Below are 23,194 nucleotides of genomic sequence, written 5' to 3' on the forward strand. Positions count from 1 at the left end.
GTTTAAACAATTGATTCTATTACAAAGTATAAAAGAATCAAATCTAATCCTTTTTGAAAAGGTAACCTAAAGAGAGTACAGCTGGTTTAAAAATAGGAGAATGATAATGTATTTAAAACGTTTAGAAAGTAAGGGATTTAAATCATTTGCAGAGCGAATAAGTGTTGATTTTGTTTCCGGAGTAACAGCGGTAGTAGGTCCAAACGGAAGTGGAAAGAGTAACATTACAGATGCAATACGTTGGGTGCTAGGCGAGCAATCTGCAAAATCATTACGTGGCTCTAAAATGGAAGATATTATATTTCAAGGTAGTGATACGAGAAAAGCATTAAATGTAGCTGAAGTAACACTTGTACTAGATAATCAAGATCAGCGTGTTCCACTAGATTATGAAGAAGTTAGTGTAACAAGACGAGTCTATCGATCTGGAGAAAGTGAGTTCTATATCAATAAACAACCATGTCGTTTAAAAGATATAATTGACTTGTTTATGGACTCAGGCTTAGGGAGAGAAGCTTTCTCGATTATTAGTCAAGGAAAAGTGGAAGAGATACTAAGTTCTAAGGCGGAAGAACGTCGAACAATATTTGAAGAAGCAGCTGGAGTCTTAAAATATAAACAACGAAAGAAAAAAGCGGAATATAAACTTGCAGAAACACAGGAAAACTTAAATCGTGTGGAAGATATCATCTATGAGATTGAACAACAAATAGATCCTATGGAAGAACAAGCTGATCGCGCAAAACGCTATCAACAATTACAAGAACAATTAAGAGATACAGAAGTAGCACTATTAATAACAGAAATAGAACGAATTCATTCTGATTGGCAAATAGTGTTACAAGATTTAGAGTCAGAAAAAGATAATCAAGTAAAGCAGCAGCAGCAAGTGAAGACAATTGAAAATAGATTATTTGAACAAAAACAGGTTTCTTCAACCATTGATGAATCGTTAGAGAAATTACAATCTACGCTATTACAATCGACTGAGCAATTAGAAAAGTATGAAGGAAGAAAACAGTTACTTGATGAACGGTCGAAGCATTTCGGTGAAAATCGAGAAAAGTTAACGCAGCAACTACAAGAAATCGAACAACAAATAGTAGTACTTGCTAACGATTTAAAAACCGAACAAAGTAAATTAACGGATATTCAACAGTCTAAAAAACAAACCAAAGACAATGTGGAATTACTTCAGCAAAAGTTATCTACCAGTCAAGAAAAAATTGCAGACCAAATTGAAGACTTGAAATCCGAATATATTGAGCTTTTAAATCAACAAGCTGCTAAAAGAAATGAACTACAATCCGTATCACAACAAACTGAACAGATTGAACAAAAAAATAAGCATCAATCATCAAAATTCAAGGATCTAATTGCAAAAAGAGAGCAATTACAATCGGAGAAAGAAGAAGTCGAAAAAGTATTAGAAACCATTGATACAGATTTAAAAGCAAAAGAAAAAGAAATGATGACTTTAAAACTCGAACTACAGTCAGAGCGAGGAAATTACGAAGATGCACAATCTAAATTGTACCAAGGTTATCAATACATCGAAAAACTAAAATCTAAAAAAGAAATGCTTGAAGAAATGAAAGAAGATTACCAAGGGTTCTTTCACGGTGTAAAATCCATTTTGAAAGCAAGAGAAGACAAGAAACTTACAGGAATTGAAGGAGCAGTTATCGAATTAATGGAAGTCCCAAAACAGTATGTGACTGCAATGGAGACTGTACTAGGTGGTCAAGCACAGCATATTGTAGTTATGGATGATCAAGCAGCAAGAAAAGCAATTGGCTGGTTAAAACAAACCAATAATGGTCGTGCGACATTTCTTCCTCTAGCTTCTATTCAGGAAAGATTTATTGCAAATGAGTGGTTAGGGAAGATTAGAAAACATGAAGGTTTTGTAGGTGTTGCTGCAGAATTAATTAAAATCGATGACAAATATAAAAAAGTACTTAGTCATTTAATGGGGCATGTAATTATCACGAAAACATTAAAAGACGCGAATGAAATTGCCAAACAAGTGCAACGCCGTTATCGAATTGTTACGTTGGAAGGGGATGTGGTCAACCCTGGAGGATCGATGTCTGGTGGAGCACAAAAAAAATCCAATCAATCTTTATTTACGAGAGAAAAAGACTTACAAGATATTGCTGAGCGATTAGAGGAATATCAACAAAAAGCCCAACAATTTGAACATACAGTAAAGAAACGTAAAGAACTTGTGCAACAACTGGATAACAAACTTTCAGAAGGGGACAAAGACAAGTCTTCATTGCAAGAACGATTACAATCCCAAAGAAACACGATGAATGAATTAGATATAAAATTGACATCTGTTAATGATAATTTATCTATTTATGATATGGATAAACAACAATATGCCCAAGACGTGGATCAATTATCTTCTAGGAAAAATAAATTAACAAATGAGTTAGAATCTATTAAACAGCAGTTGATAAAAATACAATCAGAAATCGATAAGTTAACAGAAGAAGAATCTCTTTGGAAAGAAAATCAAGAAAAACTTCAAGATGAATATCATCATTTACAAGTATTATTAGCAGAGCAAGAAGAGAGACTAAAGCATCAACAGTTAAAAACAAAAGAATTACAAGATCAATATGCAGAAGCAATAGAGCGAAAAGATGATCAGGTTGCTGAATTAATAAATCTAGATGAAATCCATGCCACCGATGAGTCGGAGGAACAAATAGACGAAATTATAGCAATAAATCGAAAGAAGAAACAAGAAGCTTCAACGAAAATAGCTGAGCAACGAGAAAAAAGAATGCAGCAAGTTCAGTATTTAGATCAATTGGATGAACAATTGAAAAAAGAAAACCAACAACTTGAAGAAATAAATGAAAGAAAACAGCAGTCTGAAGTGAAATCCAATCGACTTGATGTAGAATTAGAGAACCGATTAAGTCAATTAGAAAAAGACTATACCACGACGTATGAGAGAGCGTGTGAAGAATTTGACAAGGTAGAAAATATACAACAAACTCAAGTGGAAGTAGACCAGTTAAAAGCGGATATTGAAAGACTTGGCACTGTTAATTTAGGTGCGATTGAAGAATTTGAACGTATTTCCGAACGATATAATTTCTTGTCAGAACAAAAAAATGATCTAGTTGAAGGAAAACAGACATTATACTCCGTTATTAGTGAAATGGATACAGAAATGAAAAATCGTTTTGAAGAAACATTTAATAATATTAAAGAGGAATTCGCAACGGTATTTGTACATTTATTTGGCGGTGGGCATGCAGAACTAAAGCTAACTGATCCAGCCAATTTATTAGAAACCGGAATTGACATTATAGCTCAACCACCTGGAAAGAAACTACAACATCTTGGGTTATTATCCGGCGGTGAACGGGCATTAACAGCAATCGCTTTACTATTTGCGATATTAAGAGTTCGACCAGTACCATTTTGTATTTTAGATGAAGTAGAAGCAGCATTAGACGAAGCAAATGTAGCTAGATTTGCTAAATATGTAAAACAATATAGTAAAGAAACCCAATTTATTGTTATTACTCATCGTAAAGGTACAATGGAAGAGGCAGATGTATTATACGGGGTTACGATGCAAGAGTCGGGAGTATCAAGATTAGTTTCTGTTCGCCTTGAAGATACAAAGGAATTAATTAGTTCATAGGAGGAATGTACTGATGGGATTTATGGATAAGTTTAAGCAAAAATTTAAGCAAGATAATGAAACAAAAGAAGTTACAGAAAAGTATCAAGAAGGAATGAAAAAAACCCGTAGCTCTCTCTCTGGAAAACTCAATAATTTAATTGCTCGTTATCGAAAAGTAGATGAGGACTTTTTTGAAGAATTGGAAGAAGTGCTTATTACAGCAGACGTTGGTGTGACAACTGTCATGGATCTTGTGGAAGAATTGAAGATGGAAGTTAAGCGCCAAAATATAAAAGATTCAGAGCAAATGAAAGACGTTATATCTGAGAAACTTGTTGAGATTTATTATGGGGATGAAGATGAATCGATTGAAAAACTTCAAATAGATGGTGATGGTTTAAAAGTAATATTGGTTGTTGGAGTAAACGGTGCTGGTAAAACAACAAGTATTGGGAAATTGGCTCATCAATTAAAGCAAGAAGGTAAGAATGTAGTGCTAGCTGCAGGAGACACATTCCGTGCAGGTGCAATAGATCAATTAGAAGTGTGGGGAGAACGCGCAGATGTACCTGTAATTAAACAAAACGAAGGTAGTGACCCTGCTGCTGTAATTTATGATGGGATTCAAGCTGCCAAATCTCGTAATGCAGATGTCTTGATTTGCGATACAGCAGGTAGATTGCAAAACAAAGTTAATCTAATGAATGAATTGTCAAAAGTAAAACGTGTGATCGAGCGAGAAATTCCAGATGCACCTCATGAGGTATTGTTAGTATTAGATGCAACAACTGGTCAAAATGCACTTAATCAAGCTCGTACCTTCTCTGAAGCTACAGATGTTTCAGGAATTGTATTAACCAAATTAGATGGAACTGCAAAAGGTGGAATTGTATTAGCCATTCGAAATGAATTACAATTACCAGTGAAATTTGTAGGGTTAGGAGAAAAAATAAACGATCTGCAACAATTTGATGCATCAGCATTTGTCTATGGTCTATTTTCAGATATGGATATTGAAGCAAAAGAAGATTAATCTATTATTTCCTTGACAATAAAACATTCTGTTCGCTATGATGTTCGTAAAGGAAAATCACTTAACAAGAGGTGTTTCCATTGTTAGATAAAACGACACGTATTAATTATTTATTTGATTTTTATCAAGAACTATTGACACCAAAACAACGAAATTATATGGAAATGTATTATCTAGAGGACTATTCCTTAGGAGAAATTTCCGAGTTGTTTCAAGTATCAAGACAAGCGGTTTATGATAATATAAAGCGAACAGAAGCAATGCTTGAATCATATGAAGAAAAACTTCATTTGTATTCAAAGTTTGAACAACGTGTTAAGCTGTTAGACAAGTTGAAATTACTGACAACAGATAACCATGTACATGAATATATTCAAAAACTAAAAGACTTAGATTAGGGGGACACCTTCTATGGCGTTTGAAGGATTGGCTGACCGCCTGCAGAGTACGATTAAGAAGATAACAGGTAAAGGGAAAGTATCTGAGCAAGATGTAAAAGAAATGACAAGAGAAGTTCGTCTAGCTTTATTGGAAGCAGATGTAAACTTTAAGGTAGTTAAACAACTTATAGCACGAATTAAAGAGCGTGCAATTGGACAAGAGGTAATGGAAAGTTTAACTCCTGGCCAACAAGTTATAAAAGTAGTAAAAGATGAACTAACCCAATTAATGGGTGGCGAGCAAAGTAAAATTGCTGTTGCTGATCGTTCTCCTACAGTTATCATGATGGTTGGTTTGCAAGGTGCAGGTAAAACAACAACAACTGGAAAGCTTGCAAATCACCTACGTAAAAAACACAATCGTAATCCACTTCTAGTCGCGTGTGATGTTTACCGACCTGCTGCAATTAAGCAATTAGAAACATTAGGTACTCAGCTAGATATGCCTGTGTTCTCAATGGGAACGGAAGTGAATCCTGTTGATATTGCACATAAAGCGATTGAGCAAGCAAAGGAAGACCATCGTGACTATGTGATTATTGATACAGCTGGACGATTGCATGTAGATGAAAATTTAATGGATGAGTTACAGTCGATTAAAAATGATGTGAAACCTGATGAAATATTTCTTGTTGTCGACTCGATGACAGGTCAAGATGCAGTAAATGTAGCTGAAAGTTTTAATGAACAACTTGATATTACTGGAGTAGTGTTAACAAAACTTGATGGCGATACTCGTGGAGGGGCTGCGCTATCTATTAAGTCGGTTACGGATAAACCAATTAAATTTGCCGGTATGGGAGAGAAACTAGATCAATTAGAAGCTTTCCACCCTGAACGAATGGCTTCCCGTATTTTAGGTATGGGAGACGTATTATCGTTAATTGAAAAAGCACAAACAAATGTGGATGAGAAGCAAGCAAAAGAACTTGAAGAAAAAATGCGTACCATGTCCTTTACATTTGATGATTTCCTAGAACAGATGGGACAAGTAAAGCAAATGGGTCCACTGGATGAATTGATGGACATGATTCCTGGAGCAGGAAAAATGAAAGGATTAAAGAATGCACAATTTGATGAAAAACAACTTGGGCAGGTAGAAGCAATTATTCAATCGATGACAAAAAAAGAACGTCAAGAACCAAGTATTATTAACGGGAGTCGCCGTAAGCGTATCGCAAAAGGTTCAGGTACATCCGTTGCACAAGTGAATCGTTTACTCAAGCAATTCAATGAGATGAAAAAAATGATGAAACAAATGACCAATATGCAAAAAGGGAAAAAAGGAAAAGGCGGATTTAATTTTCCTTTCATGTAACTCTTGATTTATAGACGGTTATATACTAAAATAACCTTGTAATGGAAAAACACTTTACAGACTTTTATATTTCTGATAGAATTTAAACTTGTCAGGATAAAAGTTATTGCCTGTATTAATTACAACTAAGGCACTCGTCATTAAAAGCTGACGATTAAGCTGAGTTTAAAAATGAAAAACAATTTATTGGAGGTGCAAAAGCATGGCAGTAAAAATTCGTTTAAAACGTATGGGATCTAAAAGAAACCCATTTTATCGTATTGTAGTAGCTGATTCACGTTCTCCACGTGATGGTCGTTCCATTGAGCAAATTGGTACGTATAATCCGGTTGTGAATCCAGTAGAAGTTAAAATAGATGAAGAAAAAGCTCTTGATTGGATGTCAAAAGGCGCTAAACCAAGTGATACTGTTCGTAATCTATTCTCAAATGAAGGCATCATGAAAAAATTCCACGAACAAAAAAATTCAAAATAAGTAGTGTGATATCATGAAAGCCCTAATAGAATCGATTGTTGCCTCGTTAGTTGATTATCCGGAAGAAATTGTTATTAATAAGACGGAGGAAGAATCCAAAGTCGTGTATCATTTAACAGTGCACCCGGATGATGTAGGAAAAGTAATTGGTAAGAACGGTCGAATTGCTAAAGCGATTCGAACAGTTGTTTATGCTGCAAAAACGGAAGGTAATAAACGTATTTATTTGGATATTATGTAAAGGGAAAGTTGACCCAAATATTGGGTTCTTCTTTCCCTTTTTACACTTCAGTTTCAGTTCAGTGATTAAAGTAATTGAGTTTATTTCATACTACGTTTAAAATGTTAAGATCAGGATTTCTTACAATATATATTAATATGAATGGATTTGTTTTGCCTATATAATAATGTTTGTACTTATACCTTGTGATAATATTTTGTGAAATAGAAAAATCTATTAGTGTAGGGTAGGAGCTGTAGTTGTTGTGAAAATAGTAAAGAAAATTACAGTAAAACAAGTCGTTACCGAAACAAGTAAACAACGTATATACCAAGGCTTTTATAATCATAAATTGCGTCTTGAACAAGAGTGTCAACAGTTAAAGTTTGAAAAGCGCAAGTTACAGCATAAAGCTTCTGTAAATCCTCAAGAGATAGAAGATCGATTTGAACAAGAAATTAACAATCGAAAAGAAAAGATAAAACTTCTTGATTTTAAAATCGAACAACTTAATGAAATCCAAATTGGAAGTGAAATTATTGAAGATGAGGTTGAAGCTCTTGTTGAGGTCGAAGTTGGTACAAATTGGAGTAAACTAATGAAGGAACAAGCAATTATTATTAAAGATGATAAGGTTATACGTATTGATGAATAAAGCAGGTGATTAAAAATGAGTGAAGGTAAGTTTAACATAGGAAAAATTGTAAATACTCATGGTATACGTGGTGAAGTGAAAGTTGTTCGAATTACAGATTTTGAAGACAGATTCTCCTCAGGTAATACAGTGTATTTACAAGATAATCAGGGGGAATATAAGCCATTAGTAATTGCTACACATCGAGTCCATAAAGGGTTTGATCTTTTACAGTTTAAAGGCTATAAAAATATTAATGAAGTTGAAGCTTTTAAGGGATTGATGTTATCCATTGATGAAGATCAATTAACTGATTTGGAAGAAGGAGCGTACTATTATCATGAAATAGTAGGCTGTAAAGTATTTACAACTGATGGAGAGGAATTAGGAAAAGTAAAAGAAATACTCTCCCCTGGAGCAAATGATGTATGGGTTGTACAACGTATAAATGCGAAAGATTTGTTAATCCCATATATTGAGCAGGTTGTGAAAGAAGTAGATAATGAAAACAAAATAATCAAGATTCAATTAATGGAAGGAATGCTTGATTAATGCATATTGATATATTGACATTATTTCCAGAAATGTTCCATGGCGTATTTCAGTCCTCCATTTTGAATAAAGCAGTAGAACGACAACAATTTACTTACGAACTTGTGAATTTTAGAGAGTATAGCAAGAATAAACATCAAAAAGTGGATGATTACCCCTATGGTGGCGGAGCAGGAATGGTACTGACTCCTCAGCCAATTTTTGATGCGGTTGAGGCAGTAAAAAGTAAGCGAAATTCAAATCCTAGGGTTATTTTAATGTGTCCACAGGGTGAAACATTAACACAACAAAAATCCGAAGAACTAGCAAAAGAAGATCATTTAATTTTTATTTGTGGACATTATGAAGGTTATGATGAGCGGATTAGAGAGCACATCGTTACCGATGAAATATCAATTGGTGATTATGTTCTAACTGGAGGAGAATTAGGGGCGATGGTAGTAGTAGATAGTGTGGTTCGACTATTACCTGATGTACTTGGAAACCAACAATCTGCCCCACAGGATTCGTTTTCTACAGGCCTTTTGGAACATCCTCATTATACAAGACCAGCCGATTTCAGAGGGTATAAAGTACCGGATGTATTACTTTCCGGGAATCATGCTAATATTTCCTCCTGGAGAAGAAAACAATCGCTTCTTCGAACATGGAATCGTCGTAAGGATTTATTGGATAACATGGAATTGACTGATGAAGACAAAAAAACGTTAAAGAATGATAAATCCGATGAAATTTTGTAAATAGCTAGTTGAACAATCTATTTTGTTATGGTATATTAATAATTGTGCTTATGTGCGTATAAGTACGATAAACGATGTTCCGCTGTCCTTACTTGTTCATGAGCATTAGTTTGGAAGGAGTGAAAGTCATGCAACAATTAATCGCTGACATTACAAAAGATCAATTACGTACGGATCATCCTGATTTTCGACCTGGTGATACTTTAAAAGTACACGTAAAGGTTGTTGAGGGTAACCGTGAGCGTATTCAGGTGTTTGAAGGTGTTGTAATTAAACGCCAAAACGGTGGAATTAGCGAAACATTTACAGTAAGAAAGATTTCTTACGGTGTAGGTGTGGAACGTACATTGCCATTACATTCACCAAGAATTGATAAAATTGAAGTTTCTCGTCGCGGTATCGTACGTCGTGCGAAACTTTACTATCTACGTAATCTACGTGGAAAAGCAGCTCGTATTAAAGAACGTCGATAAGAGTCGAGCAAACAAGGATAAACGAAAGAAAGGAGCTTTGCTATTGATAGCAGAAGCTCCTTTTTACATATCTATTATATTTGAGTTGTCTAGAAACACATATTTAGCTTACAATATATAGTAGAAAGATAAGACACGGAGGGGACTGGATGGCTAGGGATAAAGAAAATAAAAAGAAAAACGAATGGTTAGATTGGATTAAAGCACTATTATTAGCTTTTGGACTAGCATTCCTTGTAAGAATGTTCCTATTTGCACCAATAATAGTTGAAGGGCCGTCGATGTTCCCGACGTTGCATGACCGTGATCAAATGATTGTCAATAAGTTATCTTATACAATTGGTGAACCAGAACGGTTTGATATTGTTGTGTTTCACGCACCTACCCAAAAAGATTTTATTAAAAGAATAATCGCTTTACCTGGGGAACATGTAGCTGTAGAAGATAATACGTTGTACATTAATGGAGAAGAAGTAGAAGAGCCATTTCTAAATGAACAAAAAGAGAACTTGCAATCTTACCAAACACTTACAAATGATTTTACGCTGGAACAGCTTCCAGGAAATTATGATGTAGTACCAGAAGGACATGTTTTTGTATTAGGAGATAATCGTAGTAATTCAACCGATTCTCGTATGATAGGTGTTGTACCAATGGAAGAACTGGTGGGAGAAGCAAGCTTTGTTTACTGGCCATTTGATCGAATTCATCTGATAGGAAAAGGAGAATAAAAATGGCTATACAATGGTTTCCAGGCCATATGGCAAAAGCAAAAAGAGAAGTAGAAGAGAAATTAAAATTAGTTGACTTTGTAATTGAATTAGTAGATGCAAGAGCACCTCTTTCATCACAAAATCCAATGCTAAAACAAGTGTTAAATAATAAACCGAAATTAATTGTACTAATGAAAAAAGACCTTGCAGATCAAGAAGTAACAAAACGATGGGTTGAAAAATTTAACCAGGAAGGCATTCAAGCGATTGATGTGAATGTAAATCATAAAGCAGACATACAAAAGGTTATCCAACAAGCAAAATTACTTGGTCAGGAAAAAATAGAGAAATTAAAACGAAAAGGTATACAACCTCGACCTGCACGAGCAATGATTGTGGGAATACCAAATGTTGGAAAATCAACGTTAATTAATCGCTTAGCAAATAAAAAAATAGCTAAAACAGGAGATCGTCCAGGGATAACGAAACAACAGCTTTGGATTAAAGTGAAAAAAGACTTTGAATTATTAGATACTCCCGGAATACTATGGCCCAAGTTTGAGGAAGAAGTGGTAGGATATCGTCTAGCTGCAATTGGAACAATAAAAGATCAATTATTACCACTACCCGATGTGACTGCATTTATTATTCGTTACATGGCAGAGCATTATCCAACTCAATTAAAAGACAGATACCAATTAGAGGAAATGGAAGATATGGTTGAAGTATTCGAATCCATAGGTAGGATTAGAGGCGCTTTGGAAAGCGGCGGCCAAGTAAACTATGATAAAGTAGCTGATATTGTTATCCGTGATTTACGTGTAGGACGATTAGGGACAATAACATTGGAACAACCAGAGGATAGCCCTGTATCATAGCAGATATGATAATAGGAACACGAATAATACATCCATGAATAGTTGGCATTTTGTCATCTTCATGGATGTTTGCGTGTGTATTGGATCGTCCAGGAGAGAAATGAAATTATTTATATGTAATCATAATGAGCCGATAAATAATGAAAGAAGGAAAAATATGAAATCAGCTTCTATTGCAAATATAAAATCACAATTAAACAACGGAGAACTAAATAATAAGGACATAGAAGAATTATACAAAGATAGTAGAAAAGGTGTGCAAGCATTACTAAAACGTTATGAAAAACAACAAGAAAAACAAGTTGCACTAGAACAAGCGTTCATCAAAATGAGTACTTATGAAAATGAAGCTTATCGTAATGGAAATCATTATATTGCTGGTGTGGATGAAGTAGGGCGAGGTCCATTAGCTGGTCCAGTAGTTGCCGCAGCAGTTATCTTACCAAAGGACTTTTACCTTTTGGGTATTAATGATTCAAAGAAATTGTCTGAAGAACAAAGAAATACATATAGTACCTACATTAAACAACATGCAATCGCCTATCAAATTTCATTTGTTGATAATACCATTATTGATGAAATTAATATATATGAAGCATCAAAACAGGCAATGAAACAAGCAATTAGTGGACTAGAACCATACCCAGACCATGCATTAATAGATGCTGTCCCGTTAGAAGGACTAAACTGCACATATGAAGCAATTATTAAAGGCGACGCTGCTAGCGTACATATAGCGGCAGCTAGTATTTTAGCAAAAGTTGCACGTGACAATTGGATGAAAGAGTTACATGAGGAATATCCAGTATATGGATTTAATTCCAATATGGGCTACGGTACTAAGGAACACCTCCAGGCTTTAGAAAACTATGGTGTTACTCCTTATCATCGTTATTCGTTTGCGCCTGTACATAAATATCCATTTACATCATCATTGAAAAAATAATCGGAGGTGATTCTATGAGTATTCATCGTTTATTAGGTGATAAAGCTGTACAACAAGTCCATTTACCATCACATCAACAGTTGAAATCCGGAGATGTTGTTCAAGGAAAGGTAATAAAGCTTTTTCCTGATCATAAAGCAAAAATTAACCTAGCTGGTAAGCAGATGATCGCGCAGTTGGAGACACCTCTAATTATAGGAGAACGATATCATTTTCAAGTAAAACATACGCAGGATCAAATTCTTCATCTCCAAGTATTAGCAAATAACTTCAAAAATAATACAGAGCAATCTGCAATACAATTGATTCAGCAATTAGGATTAAAGCCGACAAAGATATCAGTCGCATTTATGCAGTCCTTAATCAAGCAGCAAATGCCATTTAATCAGAACTCATTTATACAATCTGTTCATTTATTGCAATCAAGAGTGGCTAAAGAAATTCCAATAAAACAACAGTTTGGAGTATTACATAATCTAATGGAAAAAAAGCTGCCTATTTCCCATGCCATATTTCAATCGACAATGAAATTATCTACCGGTGGTATTAGTAATTCGATAGAAGCTTTATTAAAGGAAAGTCGAAATCAAAACATAAGATTTAACCCTCTCTTATATCAACTTGAACAAGTAAATTCAGGGTTTAAAACTGAAAATATGTCGATTATTAAATACATGGCTTCTGATCTAAATAACACTCAAACTAACGGAAATTTATATCATATATTTAAAAATCTCGGTATGATTTCACCATCGATAACTAAAAATCAGTGGAATCAAGCATGGATGTCAATGGTGGAAAATACCCCTAAATCATTGGTAGAAGGTAGAGCTCTTCCTTTTTCTATGGATCATTCAGCGTTAATGAAAGGGATCGACCAATTAACAGCAAATCAATCAAAAATAATCGAGCTTACTCGTTCAATGTTACAAGTGAATGATGGGAGTGTGACGCACTCAAAAAATCTTATTAATTTCCAAAAAATAGCGGATTTATTACCCGAATCAATATCCCTTCGGTTTTCTGAAGCCTTGATGAAAGGACAACCAAGGTCTTTCTTAGAAACATTAAACAATCCTAATACGTACCATGAACTTGATAATATGTTGAAAACATTACAGAATCCTGTACTAAATCATTCACCGCAGTTAGGAAAAATACAGCAATTATTTTTACAACAAGTACAATGGATGAATCAACGTGCGGGGCTAAATTATGAGCACCAGTTAGCACATCAGCAAATAGATATAAATAATGTAAAGGCTCAATTGATACAACTTGTCCAGAGCTCTAGCGGTAGTTTAGCTGAAAAAGCACAACAACTTTTAAATCATATTCAAGGGATTCAAATTAATTCCATAACAGAATCTAACGGATTTTTACAGGCTTTTTTACAAATACCAGCTCAGAAATTAGGTTTAGCAAAAGATATAGATTTACAGTTTGAAAGTAAAAAAACAAAAGATGGAAAGATTGATCCGGAGTATTGTCGTGTTTTATTTTATTTAAGTTTGAATAATTTAAAAGATACAGTAATTGATATGCATGTTCAAAAGAGAAATGTAACAGTTACGATTTATAATGATTTCACCGATCTAGAAAATTTTGTAGGAGCGATGAAAGAAAATTTAAATCAAGGTTTGAAGCAAAATGATTATAGACTATCATCTGTACATATTAAAGCAATGGATAGTTTGAATGAAGGTGATAAAGAACATCGGGAAAAGCGATATCATCCATCATCATATCAAGGAGTTGATTTTAGAGTATGATAGAAAAACGACATAAGGCAGCAGCACTTCGTTATAATCAAGACAATAATATAGCACCAAAAGTTACTGCAACTGGGAAGGGATTAGTCGCTGATGAAATTATAAAGCGAGCAACAGAAAATAATGTTCCAGTTATGAAGGATGAATCTTTAGTAGAAATACTTGCAGAATTAAACATTAATGAATCTATTCCAGATGAGTTATACATGGCAGTTGCGGAAGTGTTTGCATTTGTTTACAAAGCAGATAAAGAATTTAAGAATACTGATTCATAAAGTTAATCTTGACTACATAGGGGACGGTTCGTTCTTCCTTTATCTAATGTTAGTTGAAATTATCAAACGTTATTCGCTAATTCTTGTTAAATTCTCATTTTTTTAATACAATGGTAATGCATTGAATTTGATAGGAGGATGGAAGATGAACATTCACGAGTATCAAGGTAAACAAGTTTTACGGGAATATGGGGTTAAGGTTCCTAACGGCTATGTTGCATATACAGTGGACGAAGCTGTACAAGCTGCGGAAAAGCTTGGCACATCTGTAAACGTTGTCAAAGCACAGATTCATGCTGGTGGCCGTGGTAAAGCAGGTGGAGTTAAAGTTGCAAAAAGTCTTGATGAAGTTCGTACATATGCGGATGAAATATTAGGAAAGACATTAGTAACTCATCAAACTGGACCTGAAGGAAAAGAAGTAAAACGTTTACTTATTGAAGAAGGCTGTGACATTCAAAAGGAATATTATGTTGGGGTAGTATTAGATCGTGCCACTTCTAGAGTTGTTATGATGGCATCAGAAGAAGGTGGAACTGAAATTGAAGAAGTTGCTGAAGCGACTCCAGAAAAAATCTTTAAAGAAGTAATAGATCCAGTTGTTGGATTAACACCTTTCCAAGCTAGAAGACTAGCATTTAATATAAATATTCCAGAAGAATTACTAGGGAAAGCAGTGAAATTTATGTCTGCTTTATATGATGCCTTCGTTGCGAAAGATTGCTCTATTGCTGAAATTAATCCATTAGTAACAACTGGTGATGGTGAAGTGTTAGCGCTCGATGCAAAATTAAACTTTGATGATAATGCTCTTTATCGTCATAAAGATATCCAAGATTTAAGAGATTTTGAAGAAGAAGATGAAAAAGAAATCCAAGCTTCTAAGTATGACTTAAGCTATGTATCCCTTGATGGAAACATTGGTTGTATGGTAAATGGAGCAGGACTTGCTATGTCTACCATGGATATTATTAAACATTATGGCGGAGATCCGGCTAACTTCCTTGATGTAGGGGGCGGTGCTACTGCAGAGAAAGTAACAGAAGCATTTAAGATTATTCTTTCAGATAAAAACGTAAAAGGTATTTTTGTTAATATTTTTGGTGGAATTATGAAGTGTGACGTTATTGCTGAAGGTGTTGTAGAAGCTACAAAACAAATTGGTTTAGAGATTCCACTAGTTGTGCGTCTTGAAGGTACAAACGTTGATGCGGGTAAGAAAATTTTAGATGAATCTGGATTAAATATTACTTCTGCAACATCTATGGCTGATGGGGCAGAGAAAATTGTTGCTGCAGTAAAATAAGCGTATTAAACCGAGAACTTTACGATAAGGAAAGGACGGACGAAAATGAGTGTTTATATTAATAAAGATACAAAAGTGATTGTCCAAGGAATTACTGGCGGAACTGCACGTTTTCATACAAAACAAATGCTAGATTATGGCACTAAAATCGTTGCAGGTGTAACGCCTAAAAAAGCAGGTACAGAAGTTGAAGGAGTACCTGTATATAATACGGTAAAAGATGCTGTCGTTGCTACTGGTGCGACTGCTTCCGTTATTTATGTTCCAGCACCTTTTGCAGCAGATGCAATTATGGAAGCAACAGATGCAGAATTAGATCTTGTCATTTGTATTACGGAACATATTCCAGTATTAGATATGGTCAAAGTAAAACGTTATATGGAAGGTAAGAAGACACGCTTAGTTGGACCAAATTGTCCTGGTGTGATTACTGCAGATGAAACAAAAATTGGTATTATGCCTGGCTACATTCATAAAAAAGGTCATATTGGTGTTGTTTCTCGTTCTGGTACATTAACGTATGAAGCTGTACATCAATTATCAGAAGCCGGTTATGGTCAAACTACAGCAGTCGGTATCGGTGGAGATCCTGTAAATGGTACGAACTTTATCGATGTGTTGGATGCATTCAACCAAGATCCAGAAACAGAAGCAGTAATCATGATTGGTGAAATTGGCGGTACTGCAGAAGAAGAAGCTGCTGAATGGGTGAAAGCTAATATGAATAAACCAGTTGTTGGCTTCATTGGAGGAGCAACTGCACCTCCAGGAAAACGTATGGGACATGCTGGTGCAATCATTTCTGGTGGAAAAGGTACGGCTGATGAAAAAATACGTACGATGGAAGCTGCTGGCATCAAAGTAGCTGATACTCCTGCTGTGATGGGAGAAACGATGATTGAAGTACTAAAAGAAACAGGCTTAGATGAAAAGTGTAAAACACATTAAATAAAAAATAGAGATTGGGATATTCTATACTAAGAAAACGAGCGATTTCAATAAGTCAATTCGTTTGGTTTCTTTTATTTCAATCTCTATTTCCAATATATCTAATTAAAGGAAGTGGTAGCTTGGAATTATTGAAAGCGAAAATTGTCCATCTTTCTAGATGCCGTTCTATTACTCGCTCATTACTACGTAACATTCTTCAACTTGATCCTTCATTAAATAAAACTTATCAATCCTCTGCAAGTCAACTTTCCGGTTGGTTACATATTTCCTTGAAAAAAGCGGAATATATTTATTCTGATCTTCATAATGTAGGTTTACAAAAACAAGTAATTAAAGATATGCAACTTTATCAAACTGTAACCATAGTTGACGAATATTATCCACCTATGTTAAATACTATTAAGGACGCTCCTATCGTTTTATACACGTTAGGTGATGTAGATATTTTAAAGAAATTACCTAGTTTAAGTGTGATCGGAACAAGGAATCCTACATCACAAGCTCAAAGGAAAATGGCTGTTATTTTACCATTAATTCAACAAGGCTGGGTAATTGTAAGTGGTATGGCTAGAGGTATTGATAGTTTTGCTCATCAAATGGCTTTATATCACAATGGAAAAACAATCGCTGTCTTAGGGGGAGGATTTCATCATATATATCCAAGCGAGCACTTACCATTGTTTCATGAAATAACACAAAAGGGATTAGTGATTACAGAATATCCCCCTGACCAACCACCAAAACGTCACCAATTCCCAGAAAGAAATCGTATCATCAGTGGCTTGACGATGGGAACACTTGTTATTGAAGCGATGGAACGAAGTGGTACACTTATTACTGTAGATCAAGCCCTTGATCAAGGAAGAGAAGTATTTGCGATACCAGGAAATCCATGGGTGCAACAAACAAAGGGCTGTCACCAAATGATTCAAGATGGTGCAAAATTAGTCCAAGAAACAAAAGATATTACTATAGAATATGAAGGAATTTTACTTGAAAATTAAAAATGTTTTAACTGAAGTGTTTGACAAAACAGAGATCTATATTTAGTATTAGAAAAGATTTCATTTCGTAAAATTGTCAACCTCATTTTGGGAGGAAGGTACATGTCAGATTATTTAGTTATCGTTGAATCTCCAGCAAAAGCAAAAACGATTGAGCGATATTTAGGAAAAAAATATACAGTAAAGGCTTCCATGGGTCACATCCGTGATTTACCTAAAAGTCAAACAGGTGTAGATGTTGAAAATAATTTTACACCGAAGTATATAACCATTCGTGGTAAAGGTGATATTCTTAAAGAATTACGTAAAGCAGCAAAAAAAGCAAAAAAAATCTATCTTGCTGCCGACCCCGATAGAGAAGGAGAAGCGATTGCATGGCATCTTGCATATATTTTAGGTGTCGATCCCTCCTCTAATTGTCGAGTTGTCTTTAATGAAATTACAAAAGAGGCAATTAAAGAGTCATTCAAAAATCCACGAGCAATTGACTTAGATCTAGTTGATGCCCAACAAGCTAGAAGAGTGTTGGATCGATTGGTTGGTTATAATATTAGTCCATTACTATGGAAGAAAGTAAAAAAAGGACTAAGTGCAGGAAGAGTGCAATCAGTTGCTTTGAAAATGATTATAGACCGTGAAAAAGAAATACAAAATTTTAAGCCAGAAGAGTATTGGTCTATAGATGCAAAATTCCAAAAGGATAAGGAAACATTTGAAGGATCCTTCTATGGAATAAATGGAAAAAAAGTAGCACTAAAAAACGAACAAGATGTAAAAGATATTAAACAACAATTAAATGGGAAAACATTTGCAGTAGATAAAGTGAAGAAAAGGGAAAGAAAGAAAAATCCTGCTCTACCTTTCACTACCTCATCTCTACAACAAGAGGCTGCAAGAAAGCTAAACTTCCGTGCAAAGAAAACGATGATGATTGCGCAACAATTATATGAAGGTATTGACCTAGGTAAAAAATCCGGAGGGATTACTGGTTTAATCACATATATGCGTACTGACTCTACTAGAATATCCAATACCGCAAAAGAAGAAGCAAAGAACTATATTAAAGATAATTATGGAGAGAAGTATTTAGGTAAACAAGGATCAACGAAGAATAAAGAAGGAGCGCAAGATGCGCACGAAGCGATTCGACCAACTTCTGCTGTAAGAGATCCGAAAACTTTAAAGAATACTTTATCTAGAGACCAACTGCGTTTATATAAACTGATTTGGGAACGGTTTGTAGCTAGTCAAATGGCTCCAGCAGTGATGGATACAATGACCGTCCATTTACTAAACAATAACATTGAATTCCGAGCAACTGGATCAAAAATTAAGTTTAAGGGTTTCATGAAAGTTTACGTAGAAGGTAACGATGATAACAAGAAAACAGAAGATAAATTATTACCTGATTTAGAAGAAGGTATGCAGGTTGATTCAAAAGAAATTAAACCGAATCAGCACTTTACACAGCCGCCTCCTCGATACACAGATGCACGTCTCGTACGTACAATGGAAGAGATAGGCATAGGAAGACCATCTACCTATGCTCCTACACTAGACACTATTCAACGTAGGGGTTATGTATCGATGGATAATAAACGCTTTATTCCGACTGAGCTTGGAGAAATTAAATGTGATCTAATGATTGAATTTTTCCCTGAAGTAGTCGATGCAGCTTTTACTGCAAAAATGGAAGATGATTTAGACTCTATTGAAGAAGGAAAGATAGAGTGGAAACAAATTATTGATAGTTTTTACAAAGACTTTAAAGTAAGGCTTGATAAGGCAGAAGACGAGATGGAAAAAGTTGAAATAAGAGATGAACCAGCAGGAATCGATTGTGAGAATTGTGGTCATGAAATGGTTTATAAAATGGGGAGATATGGAAAATTCCTCGCTTGTTCAAACTTTCCAGAGTGTCGTAATACAAAACCAATCTTAAAAGAAATTGGTGTGGATTGTCCAAAATGTAAAGAAGGCAATGTGGTTGAACGAAAATCAAAGAAAAAGCGAACATTCTATGGATGTGACCGCTTCCCTGAATGCGACTTTGTTTCATGGGACAAACCAATTGCTAGAAAATGTCCAAAATGTGAGTCTATGCTAGTAGAGAAAAAGAATAAGAAAGATACACAGGTCCAGTGTACAAATTGTGAATATAAAGAAGTAGCTCAGACTTAAATTGTATGACTTGTAGAGTTGGATTAGCTCCCCTCTATAAGTCTTTTTTTGTTTTAATACGTTTTACTTAAATATGCAATGGGAATACTTACGTATATAAGGAGTGGATTACAGTGGATACTCACAATATATATTATGTAACCATTGATACCAAGGAAATTAGAACCTTCTCTGTTCCAGACAATGAAATTGAATTTGAAATTAAAGCGACGGATGAACAAGTACTGGAAATAAAGGAAATATTCTCTCGTCTTGATAAAGAATCCAAAAATGCAATGAAGTATATTGGTTTTAAACCCTTCGATGAATGGGGTGCTGATGATGAGCGAGATAGTTATAAGGAAGATATAAATAACTTATTCTCGATAATAAAAAAACTGGGAACCAAAGACACACAAAGAAAATTATCTGAAATGGGTATAAATAATTCTTAAATTGGAAATATAGAGACTATGTAGTTCACAGAATATTCAACGATATCGACTTTTTTTATGTTTATAAGATTTGATATTTGACTAGGAGCCATTTTCTTATTATAATCACTCTTTGGTAAGGTAAAATACTTTACACACGACAATCGGCTATTTTGCAATAATATCATTGCAAAGTCATTAAGATTGTATATCATTCTGAATTTTGTTACAATTTAGTTAAGTTCATTGCTTTATCGGTTAGAGTGTGTTATTATTTATTCGCTGTGCAATGAGGTGGACGTAGGTATGAACCCATTAGAAATATATATAGACACATTTGTAGAATTTCTACAAATAGAAAAAAACGCTTCACCTTACACCGTGAAATATTATCGGAATGATCTGGAAATTTTCGCGGATTTCCTTCACTCAGAGGGGATATCTCATATTGCAAATGTAACATATAAAGATGTACGCATTTTTCTAACTTCTTTATATAAGCAAGAACTTAGCCGTAGATCCGTTTCAAGAAAAATATCTACATTAAGAAGTTTTTACAGATTTCTAGAAAGAGAACGATATGTGGAAGGAAACCCTTTTGTACAGTTACATCTACCGAAAACAAGTAAACCGGTTCCTGGTTTTTTGTATCAAGAGGAATTGGATAAATTGTTTGAGGTTAACGATATAACAATTCCATTGGGGCAAAGAGATCAAGCTTTATTAGAGATGTTATATGGAACTGGAATTCGTGTGAGTGAATGTCAAAACCTACGTTTACAAGATATCGACTTTTCAATCGGTACTATTTTTGTTCGAGGGAAAGGACGTAAAGAACGTTACGTACCATTTGGAAGTTTCGCTGAAATAGCGTTAGAGACTTATCTTCAAGAAGGAAGAAACAAGTTATTACAAAAAAGTAATTCAGACACGGAATTTATTTTTTTAAATTCCCGTGGACGTCATCTAACCACTCGAGGAATTCGTACCATTTTAAATAAAATCGTCGAAAGAGCCTCTTTGACTGTACATGTACATCCTCATAAGTTGAGACATACATTTGCAACGCATCTATTAAATGAGGGTGCTGATTTAAGATCCGTACAGGAGTTGCTCGGCCATGAAAGCCTATCCTCGACACAAATATATACACATGTGACAAAAGATCATTTGCGGGAAGCTTATATGAAAAGTCACCCTAGAGCAAATGGGAACAAAAGATGAGGTGAGGGTAATGACAATGGAAATGCATGCAACAACTATTTTTGCTGTGCAACACCTGGGTCAAAGCGCCATGTGTGGAGATGGTCAAGTAACATTAGGTAACTCCGTTGTAATGAAGCACAAGGCGAAAAAAGTTCGAACTCTCTATAATGGAAAAGTTCTTGCAGGGTTTGCTGGTTCGGTAGCGGATGCGTTTACCTTGTTTGAAAAGTTTGAGACCAAGCTACAATCATTTAATGGTAATTTAACAAGAGCTTCGGTAGAACTAGCTCAAGAATGGCGTACAGATAAAGTACTTCGTAAATTAGAAGCAATGTTAATTGTGATGAATAAAGAACATATGTATTTGGTATCTGGAACTGGTGAAGTGATAGAACCTGACGACGGCATATTAGCTATAGGATCAGGTGGGAATTATGCTTTAAGTGCTGGAAGAGCGCTTGTCAGACATGCTGATAATATGTCTGCTGCTGATATAGCTCGTTCTGCATTAGAAGTTGCAGGAGAAATATGTGTGTTCACTAATGATCAAATTACATTAGAAGTACTTGAATAAAAGGAGGCTATCCATTAATGGGAATGGATTATACCCCAAGGCAAATTGTTGAGCAGTTAGACCAGTTTATTGTTGGTCAAAGGCAAGCAAAAAAATCAGTAGCGGTTGCACTTCGTAATCGTTATCGGAGAATGAAATTAGATGAAGGGTTCCGGGATGAAATTGTCCCTAAAAACATTCTCATGATTGGTCCAACCGGTGTAGGAAAAACAGAAATTGCTAGAAGACTTGCGAAATTGGTGGGAGCACCTTTTATAAAAGTTGAGGCAACAAAATTTACTGAGGTTGGGTATGTTGGTAGAGATGTAGAATCCATGGTAAGAGACTTGGTTGAAATGGCAGTGCGTATGGTAAAAGAAGAAAAAATGGCTGGAGTAATGAGTGAAGCGGAGGAAGAAGCTAATAAAAAGTTAGTAAAACTATTAGTTCCTGACTCTAAAAAGAAATCAGCTATGAAAAATCCATTCGAAATGTTATTCCAATCAGATGGATCTGATGGAGAAGATGAAGCGACGGAACAAGATTCACATGATGAAATTCGTTCAAAACGAAAAAGAATCACTCATCAATTATCTCTTGGAGAACTCGAGGATCATCTTGTTTCTGTAGAGATTGATGAAGTTCCTCCATCCATGTTTGATATGTTACAAGGATCGGGTATGGAGCAAATGGGAATGAATATGCAAGATGCTTTTGGTCAGTTTATGCCAAAGAAAAAGAAAAAAAGAAAATTACCAGTATCAGAGGCTCGTAAAGTACTCACACAACAAGAAGCTCAAAAGCTTGTAGATATGGATGAAGTAGCTCAAGAAGCTACTGCTCGTGCAGAAGGATCTGGTATTATCTTTATTGATGAAATTGATAAAGTAGCTGGTAAACAAGAGAATGCAGCAAATGTATCCAGAGAAGGTGTTCAACGAGACATTTTACCAATTGTTGAAGGTTCTACTGTTGTAACAAAACATGGAACTGTAAAAACGGATCATATGTTATTTGTTGCTGCTGGAGCTTTTCATATGTCAAAACCTTCTGATTTGATACCGGAATTACAAGGGAGATTTCCAATTCGGGTAGAACTTGAAAAATTAACAGTGGAAGATTTCAAACGTATTTTAACGGAACCTTCCAATGCTTTAATTAAGCAATATCAGCTTATGCTGCAAACAGAAGGTATAAATGTTGAATTTACTGACGAGGCTATAGAAAGACTAGCAGAAATTGCTTATCAAGTAAATCAAAACACAGATAATATTGGTGCTCGACGATTACATACGATATTAGAAAAACTTTTAGAAGATTTATCGTATGAGGCGCCAGAAGTAACAATGGAAAAAATTGAAATTACGGTTGGTTATGTCGATGATAAACTATCATCTATTGTTCAAGATAAAGATTTAAGCCAATTCATACTATAATTTAAAATATTGAATGGAGG

23 protein-coding genes are annotated in these 23,194 nt (G+C 35.0%); all 23 read left to right on the plus strand.

Going from position 1 to position 23,194, the window contains the following annotated elements:
• Positions 1–106 precede the first annotated feature (106 nt).
• The 23 genes from smc to hslU all read left to right on the plus strand — a co-directional run bounded on the left by smc (position 107) and on the right by hslU (position 23,174).
• Positions 107–3,673 carry a chromosome segregation protein SMC gene (gene smc / locus C794_RS08155; RefSeq protein ID WP_017796642.1) on the plus strand — a complete coding sequence of 1,189 codons (3,567 nt, stop codon included), beginning with the start codon at positions 107–109 and terminating at the stop codon, positions 3,671–3,673.
• Positions 3,674–3,686: 13 nt separating this feature from the next.
• Positions 3,687–4,688: a signal recognition particle-docking protein FtsY gene (gene ftsY / locus C794_RS08160; protein ID WP_017796643.1), complete on the plus strand. Its 1,002-nt coding sequence runs from the start codon at positions 3,687–3,689 to the stop codon at positions 4,686–4,688.
• An 80-nt stretch (positions 4,689–4,768) separates the two neighbouring features.
• Positions 4,769–5,086 carry a putative DNA-binding protein gene (locus C794_RS08165; protein WP_017796644.1) on the plus strand — a complete coding sequence of 106 codons (318 nt, stop codon included), beginning with the start codon at positions 4,769–4,771 and terminating at the stop codon, positions 5,084–5,086.
• A gap of 13 nt (positions 5,087–5,099) precedes the next feature.
• Complete coding sequence (ffh, locus tag C794_RS08170) at positions 5,100–6,446, plus strand: signal recognition particle protein (RefSeq protein WP_017796645.1); 1,347 nt, start codon at positions 5,100–5,102, stop codon at positions 6,444–6,446.
• Between the two features lie 202 nt (positions 6,447–6,648).
• The gene (gene rpsP, locus C794_RS08175; protein WP_011065932.1) at positions 6,649–6,921 is read left to right on the plus strand and encodes a 30S ribosomal protein S16; all 273 of its coding nucleotides are present in this window, start codon (positions 6,649–6,651) and stop codon (positions 6,919–6,921) included.
• 13 nt (positions 6,922–6,934) lie between these two features.
• Positions 6,935–7,162: a KH domain-containing protein gene (locus tag C794_RS08180; RefSeq protein WP_017796646.1), complete on the plus strand. Its 228-nt coding sequence runs from the start codon at positions 6,935–6,937 to the stop codon at positions 7,160–7,162.
• A 244-nt stretch (positions 7,163–7,406) separates the two neighbouring features.
• Positions 7,407–7,796, plus strand: a complete 390-nt coding sequence (locus tag C794_RS08185) for a YlqD family protein (protein ID WP_017796647.1) — start codon at positions 7,407–7,409, stop codon at positions 7,794–7,796.
• Positions 7,797–7,811: 15 nt separating this feature from the next.
• Positions 7,812–8,327, plus strand: coding sequence for a ribosome maturation factor RimM (gene rimM, locus C794_RS08190; protein ID WP_017796648.1), 516 nt, complete (start codon positions 7,812–7,814; stop codon positions 8,325–8,327).
• Positions 8,327–9,067, plus strand: coding sequence for a tRNA (guanosine(37)-N1)-methyltransferase TrmD (gene trmD / locus C794_RS08195; protein WP_017796649.1), 741 nt, complete (start codon positions 8,327–8,329; stop codon positions 9,065–9,067). The genes rimM and trmD overlap by 1 nt, the downstream gene beginning before the upstream one ends.
• A 128-nt stretch (positions 9,068–9,195) precedes the next feature.
• Positions 9,196–9,540 carry a 50S ribosomal protein L19 gene (gene rplS, locus C794_RS08200; protein WP_017796650.1) on the plus strand — a complete coding sequence of 115 codons (345 nt, stop codon included), beginning with the start codon at positions 9,196–9,198 and terminating at the stop codon, positions 9,538–9,540.
• 149 nt (positions 9,541–9,689) lie between these two features.
• Positions 9,690–10,271: a signal peptidase I gene (gene lepB, locus C794_RS08205; protein WP_017796651.1), complete on the plus strand. Its 582-nt coding sequence runs from the start codon at positions 9,690–9,692 to the stop codon at positions 10,269–10,271.
• Positions 10,272–10,273: 2 nt separating this feature from the next.
• Positions 10,274–11,131 carry a ribosome biogenesis GTPase YlqF gene (gene ylqF / locus C794_RS08210; RefSeq protein ID WP_017796652.1) on the plus strand — a complete coding sequence of 286 codons (858 nt, stop codon included), beginning with the start codon at positions 10,274–10,276 and terminating at the stop codon, positions 11,129–11,131.
• A gap of 157 nt (positions 11,132–11,288) precedes the next feature.
• Positions 11,289–12,077: a ribonuclease HII gene (locus C794_RS08215; RefSeq protein WP_017796653.1), complete on the plus strand. Its 789-nt coding sequence runs from the start codon at positions 11,289–11,291 to the stop codon at positions 12,075–12,077.
• Between the two features lie 14 nt (positions 12,078–12,091).
• Entirely contained in the window at positions 12,092–13,849 is a 1,758-nt protein-coding gene (locus C794_RS08220; RefSeq protein ID WP_017796654.1) for a hypothetical protein, read from the plus strand.
• Positions 13,846–14,124: an EscU/YscU/HrcU family type III secretion system export apparatus switch protein gene (locus tag C794_RS08225; protein WP_017796655.1), complete on the plus strand. Its 279-nt coding sequence runs from the start codon at positions 13,846–13,848 to the stop codon at positions 14,122–14,124. Before C794_RS08220 ends, C794_RS08225 begins: the two co-directional genes overlap by 4 nt.
• A 145-nt stretch (positions 14,125–14,269) precedes the next feature.
• A complete protein-coding gene (gene sucC / locus C794_RS08230; RefSeq protein WP_017796656.1) occupies positions 14,270–15,430 on the plus strand; it encodes an ADP-forming succinate--CoA ligase subunit beta in 1,161 nt (386 codons plus the stop codon).
• Positions 15,431–15,475: 45 nt separating this feature from the next.
• Positions 15,476–16,378 carry a succinate--CoA ligase subunit alpha gene (sucD, locus tag C794_RS08235; RefSeq protein ID WP_017796657.1) on the plus strand — a complete coding sequence of 301 codons (903 nt, stop codon included), beginning with the start codon at positions 15,476–15,478 and terminating at the stop codon, positions 16,376–16,378.
• A gap of 122 nt (positions 16,379–16,500) precedes the next feature.
• Complete coding sequence (gene dprA / locus C794_RS08240; RefSeq protein WP_017796658.1) at positions 16,501–17,385, plus strand: DNA-processing protein DprA; 885 nt, start codon at positions 16,501–16,503, stop codon at positions 17,383–17,385.
• A 102-nt stretch (positions 17,386–17,487) separates the two neighbouring features.
• Positions 17,488–19,566, plus strand: a complete 2,079-nt coding sequence (topA, locus tag C794_RS08245; protein WP_017796659.1) for a type I DNA topoisomerase — start codon at positions 17,488–17,490, stop codon at positions 19,564–19,566.
• A gap of 113 nt (positions 19,567–19,679) precedes the next feature.
• Positions 19,680–20,000, plus strand: a complete 321-nt coding sequence (locus C794_RS08250; RefSeq protein WP_017796660.1) for a hypothetical protein — start codon at positions 19,680–19,682, stop codon at positions 19,998–20,000.
• 285 nt (positions 20,001–20,285) lie between these two features.
• Entirely contained in the window at positions 20,286–21,203 is a 918-nt protein-coding gene (gene xerC / locus C794_RS08255; protein ID WP_017796661.1) for a tyrosine recombinase XerC, read from the plus strand.
• 10 nt (positions 21,204–21,213) lie between these two features.
• Positions 21,214–21,759, plus strand: coding sequence for an ATP-dependent protease subunit HslV (hslV, locus tag C794_RS08260; protein WP_017796662.1), 546 nt, complete (start codon positions 21,214–21,216; stop codon positions 21,757–21,759).
• A 17-nt stretch (positions 21,760–21,776) separates the two neighbouring features.
• On the plus strand, positions 21,777–23,174 hold the full coding sequence (hslU, locus tag C794_RS08265) for an ATP-dependent protease ATPase subunit HslU (protein WP_017796663.1): 1,398 nt from the start codon (positions 21,777–21,779) through the stop codon (positions 23,172–23,174).
• Positions 23,175–23,194 lie beyond the last annotated feature (20 nt).

Source organism: Oceanobacillus kimchii X50 (assembly GCF_000340475.1).
GTDB lineage: Bacteria > Bacillota > Bacilli > Bacillales > Amphibacillaceae > Oceanobacillus > Oceanobacillus kimchii.

Coding starts and splice junctions, on each gene's coding strand:
- C794_RS08220 (WP_017796654.1), top strand. CDS start 12,092: ATGAGTATTCATCGTTTATTAGGTGATAAAGCTGTACAACAAGTCCAT.
- smc (WP_017796642.1), top strand. CDS start 107: ATGTATTTAAAACGTTTAGAAAGTAAGGGATTTAAATCATTTGCAGAG.
- sucC (WP_017796656.1), top strand. CDS start 14,270: ATGAACATTCACGAGTATCAAGGTAAACAAGTTTTACGGGAATATGGG.
- hslV (WP_017796662.1), top strand. CDS start 21,214: ATGACAATGGAAATGCATGCAACAACTATTTTTGCTGTGCAACACCTG.
- hslU (WP_017796663.1), top strand. CDS start 21,777: ATGGGAATGGATTATACCCCAAGGCAAATTGTTGAGCAGTTAGACCAG.
- ffh (WP_017796645.1), top strand. CDS start 5,100: ATGGCGTTTGAAGGATTGGCTGACCGCCTGCAGAGTACGATTAAGAAG.
- C794_RS08225 (WP_017796655.1), top strand. CDS start 13,846: ATGATAGAAAAACGACATAAGGCAGCAGCACTTCGTTATAATCAAGAC.
- rimM (WP_017796648.1), top strand. CDS start 7,812: ATGAGTGAAGGTAAGTTTAACATAGGAAAAATTGTAAATACTCATGGT.
- ylqF (WP_017796652.1), top strand. CDS start 10,274: ATGGCTATACAATGGTTTCCAGGCCATATGGCAAAAGCAAAAAGAGAA.
- lepB (WP_017796651.1), top strand. CDS start 9,690: ATGGCTAGGGATAAAGAAAATAAAAAGAAAAACGAATGGTTAGATTGG.
- xerC (WP_017796661.1), top strand. CDS start 20,286: ATGAACCCATTAGAAATATATATAGACACATTTGTAGAATTTCTACAA.
- trmD (WP_017796649.1), top strand. CDS start 8,327: ATGCATATTGATATATTGACATTATTTCCAGAAATGTTCCATGGCGTA.
- rpsP (WP_011065932.1), top strand. CDS start 6,649: ATGGCAGTAAAAATTCGTTTAAAACGTATGGGATCTAAAAGAAACCCA.
- sucD (WP_017796657.1), top strand. CDS start 15,476: ATGAGTGTTTATATTAATAAAGATACAAAAGTGATTGTCCAAGGAATT.
- C794_RS08215 (WP_017796653.1), top strand. CDS start 11,289: ATGAAATCAGCTTCTATTGCAAATATAAAATCACAATTAAACAACGGA.
- topA (WP_017796659.1), top strand. CDS start 17,488: ATGTCAGATTATTTAGTTATCGTTGAATCTCCAGCAAAAGCAAAAACG.
- rplS (WP_017796650.1), top strand. CDS start 9,196: ATGCAACAATTAATCGCTGACATTACAAAAGATCAATTACGTACGGAT.
- ftsY (WP_017796643.1), top strand. CDS start 3,687: ATGGGATTTATGGATAAGTTTAAGCAAAAATTTAAGCAAGATAATGAA.
- C794_RS08180 (WP_017796646.1), top strand. CDS start 6,935: ATGAAAGCCCTAATAGAATCGATTGTTGCCTCGTTAGTTGATTATCCG.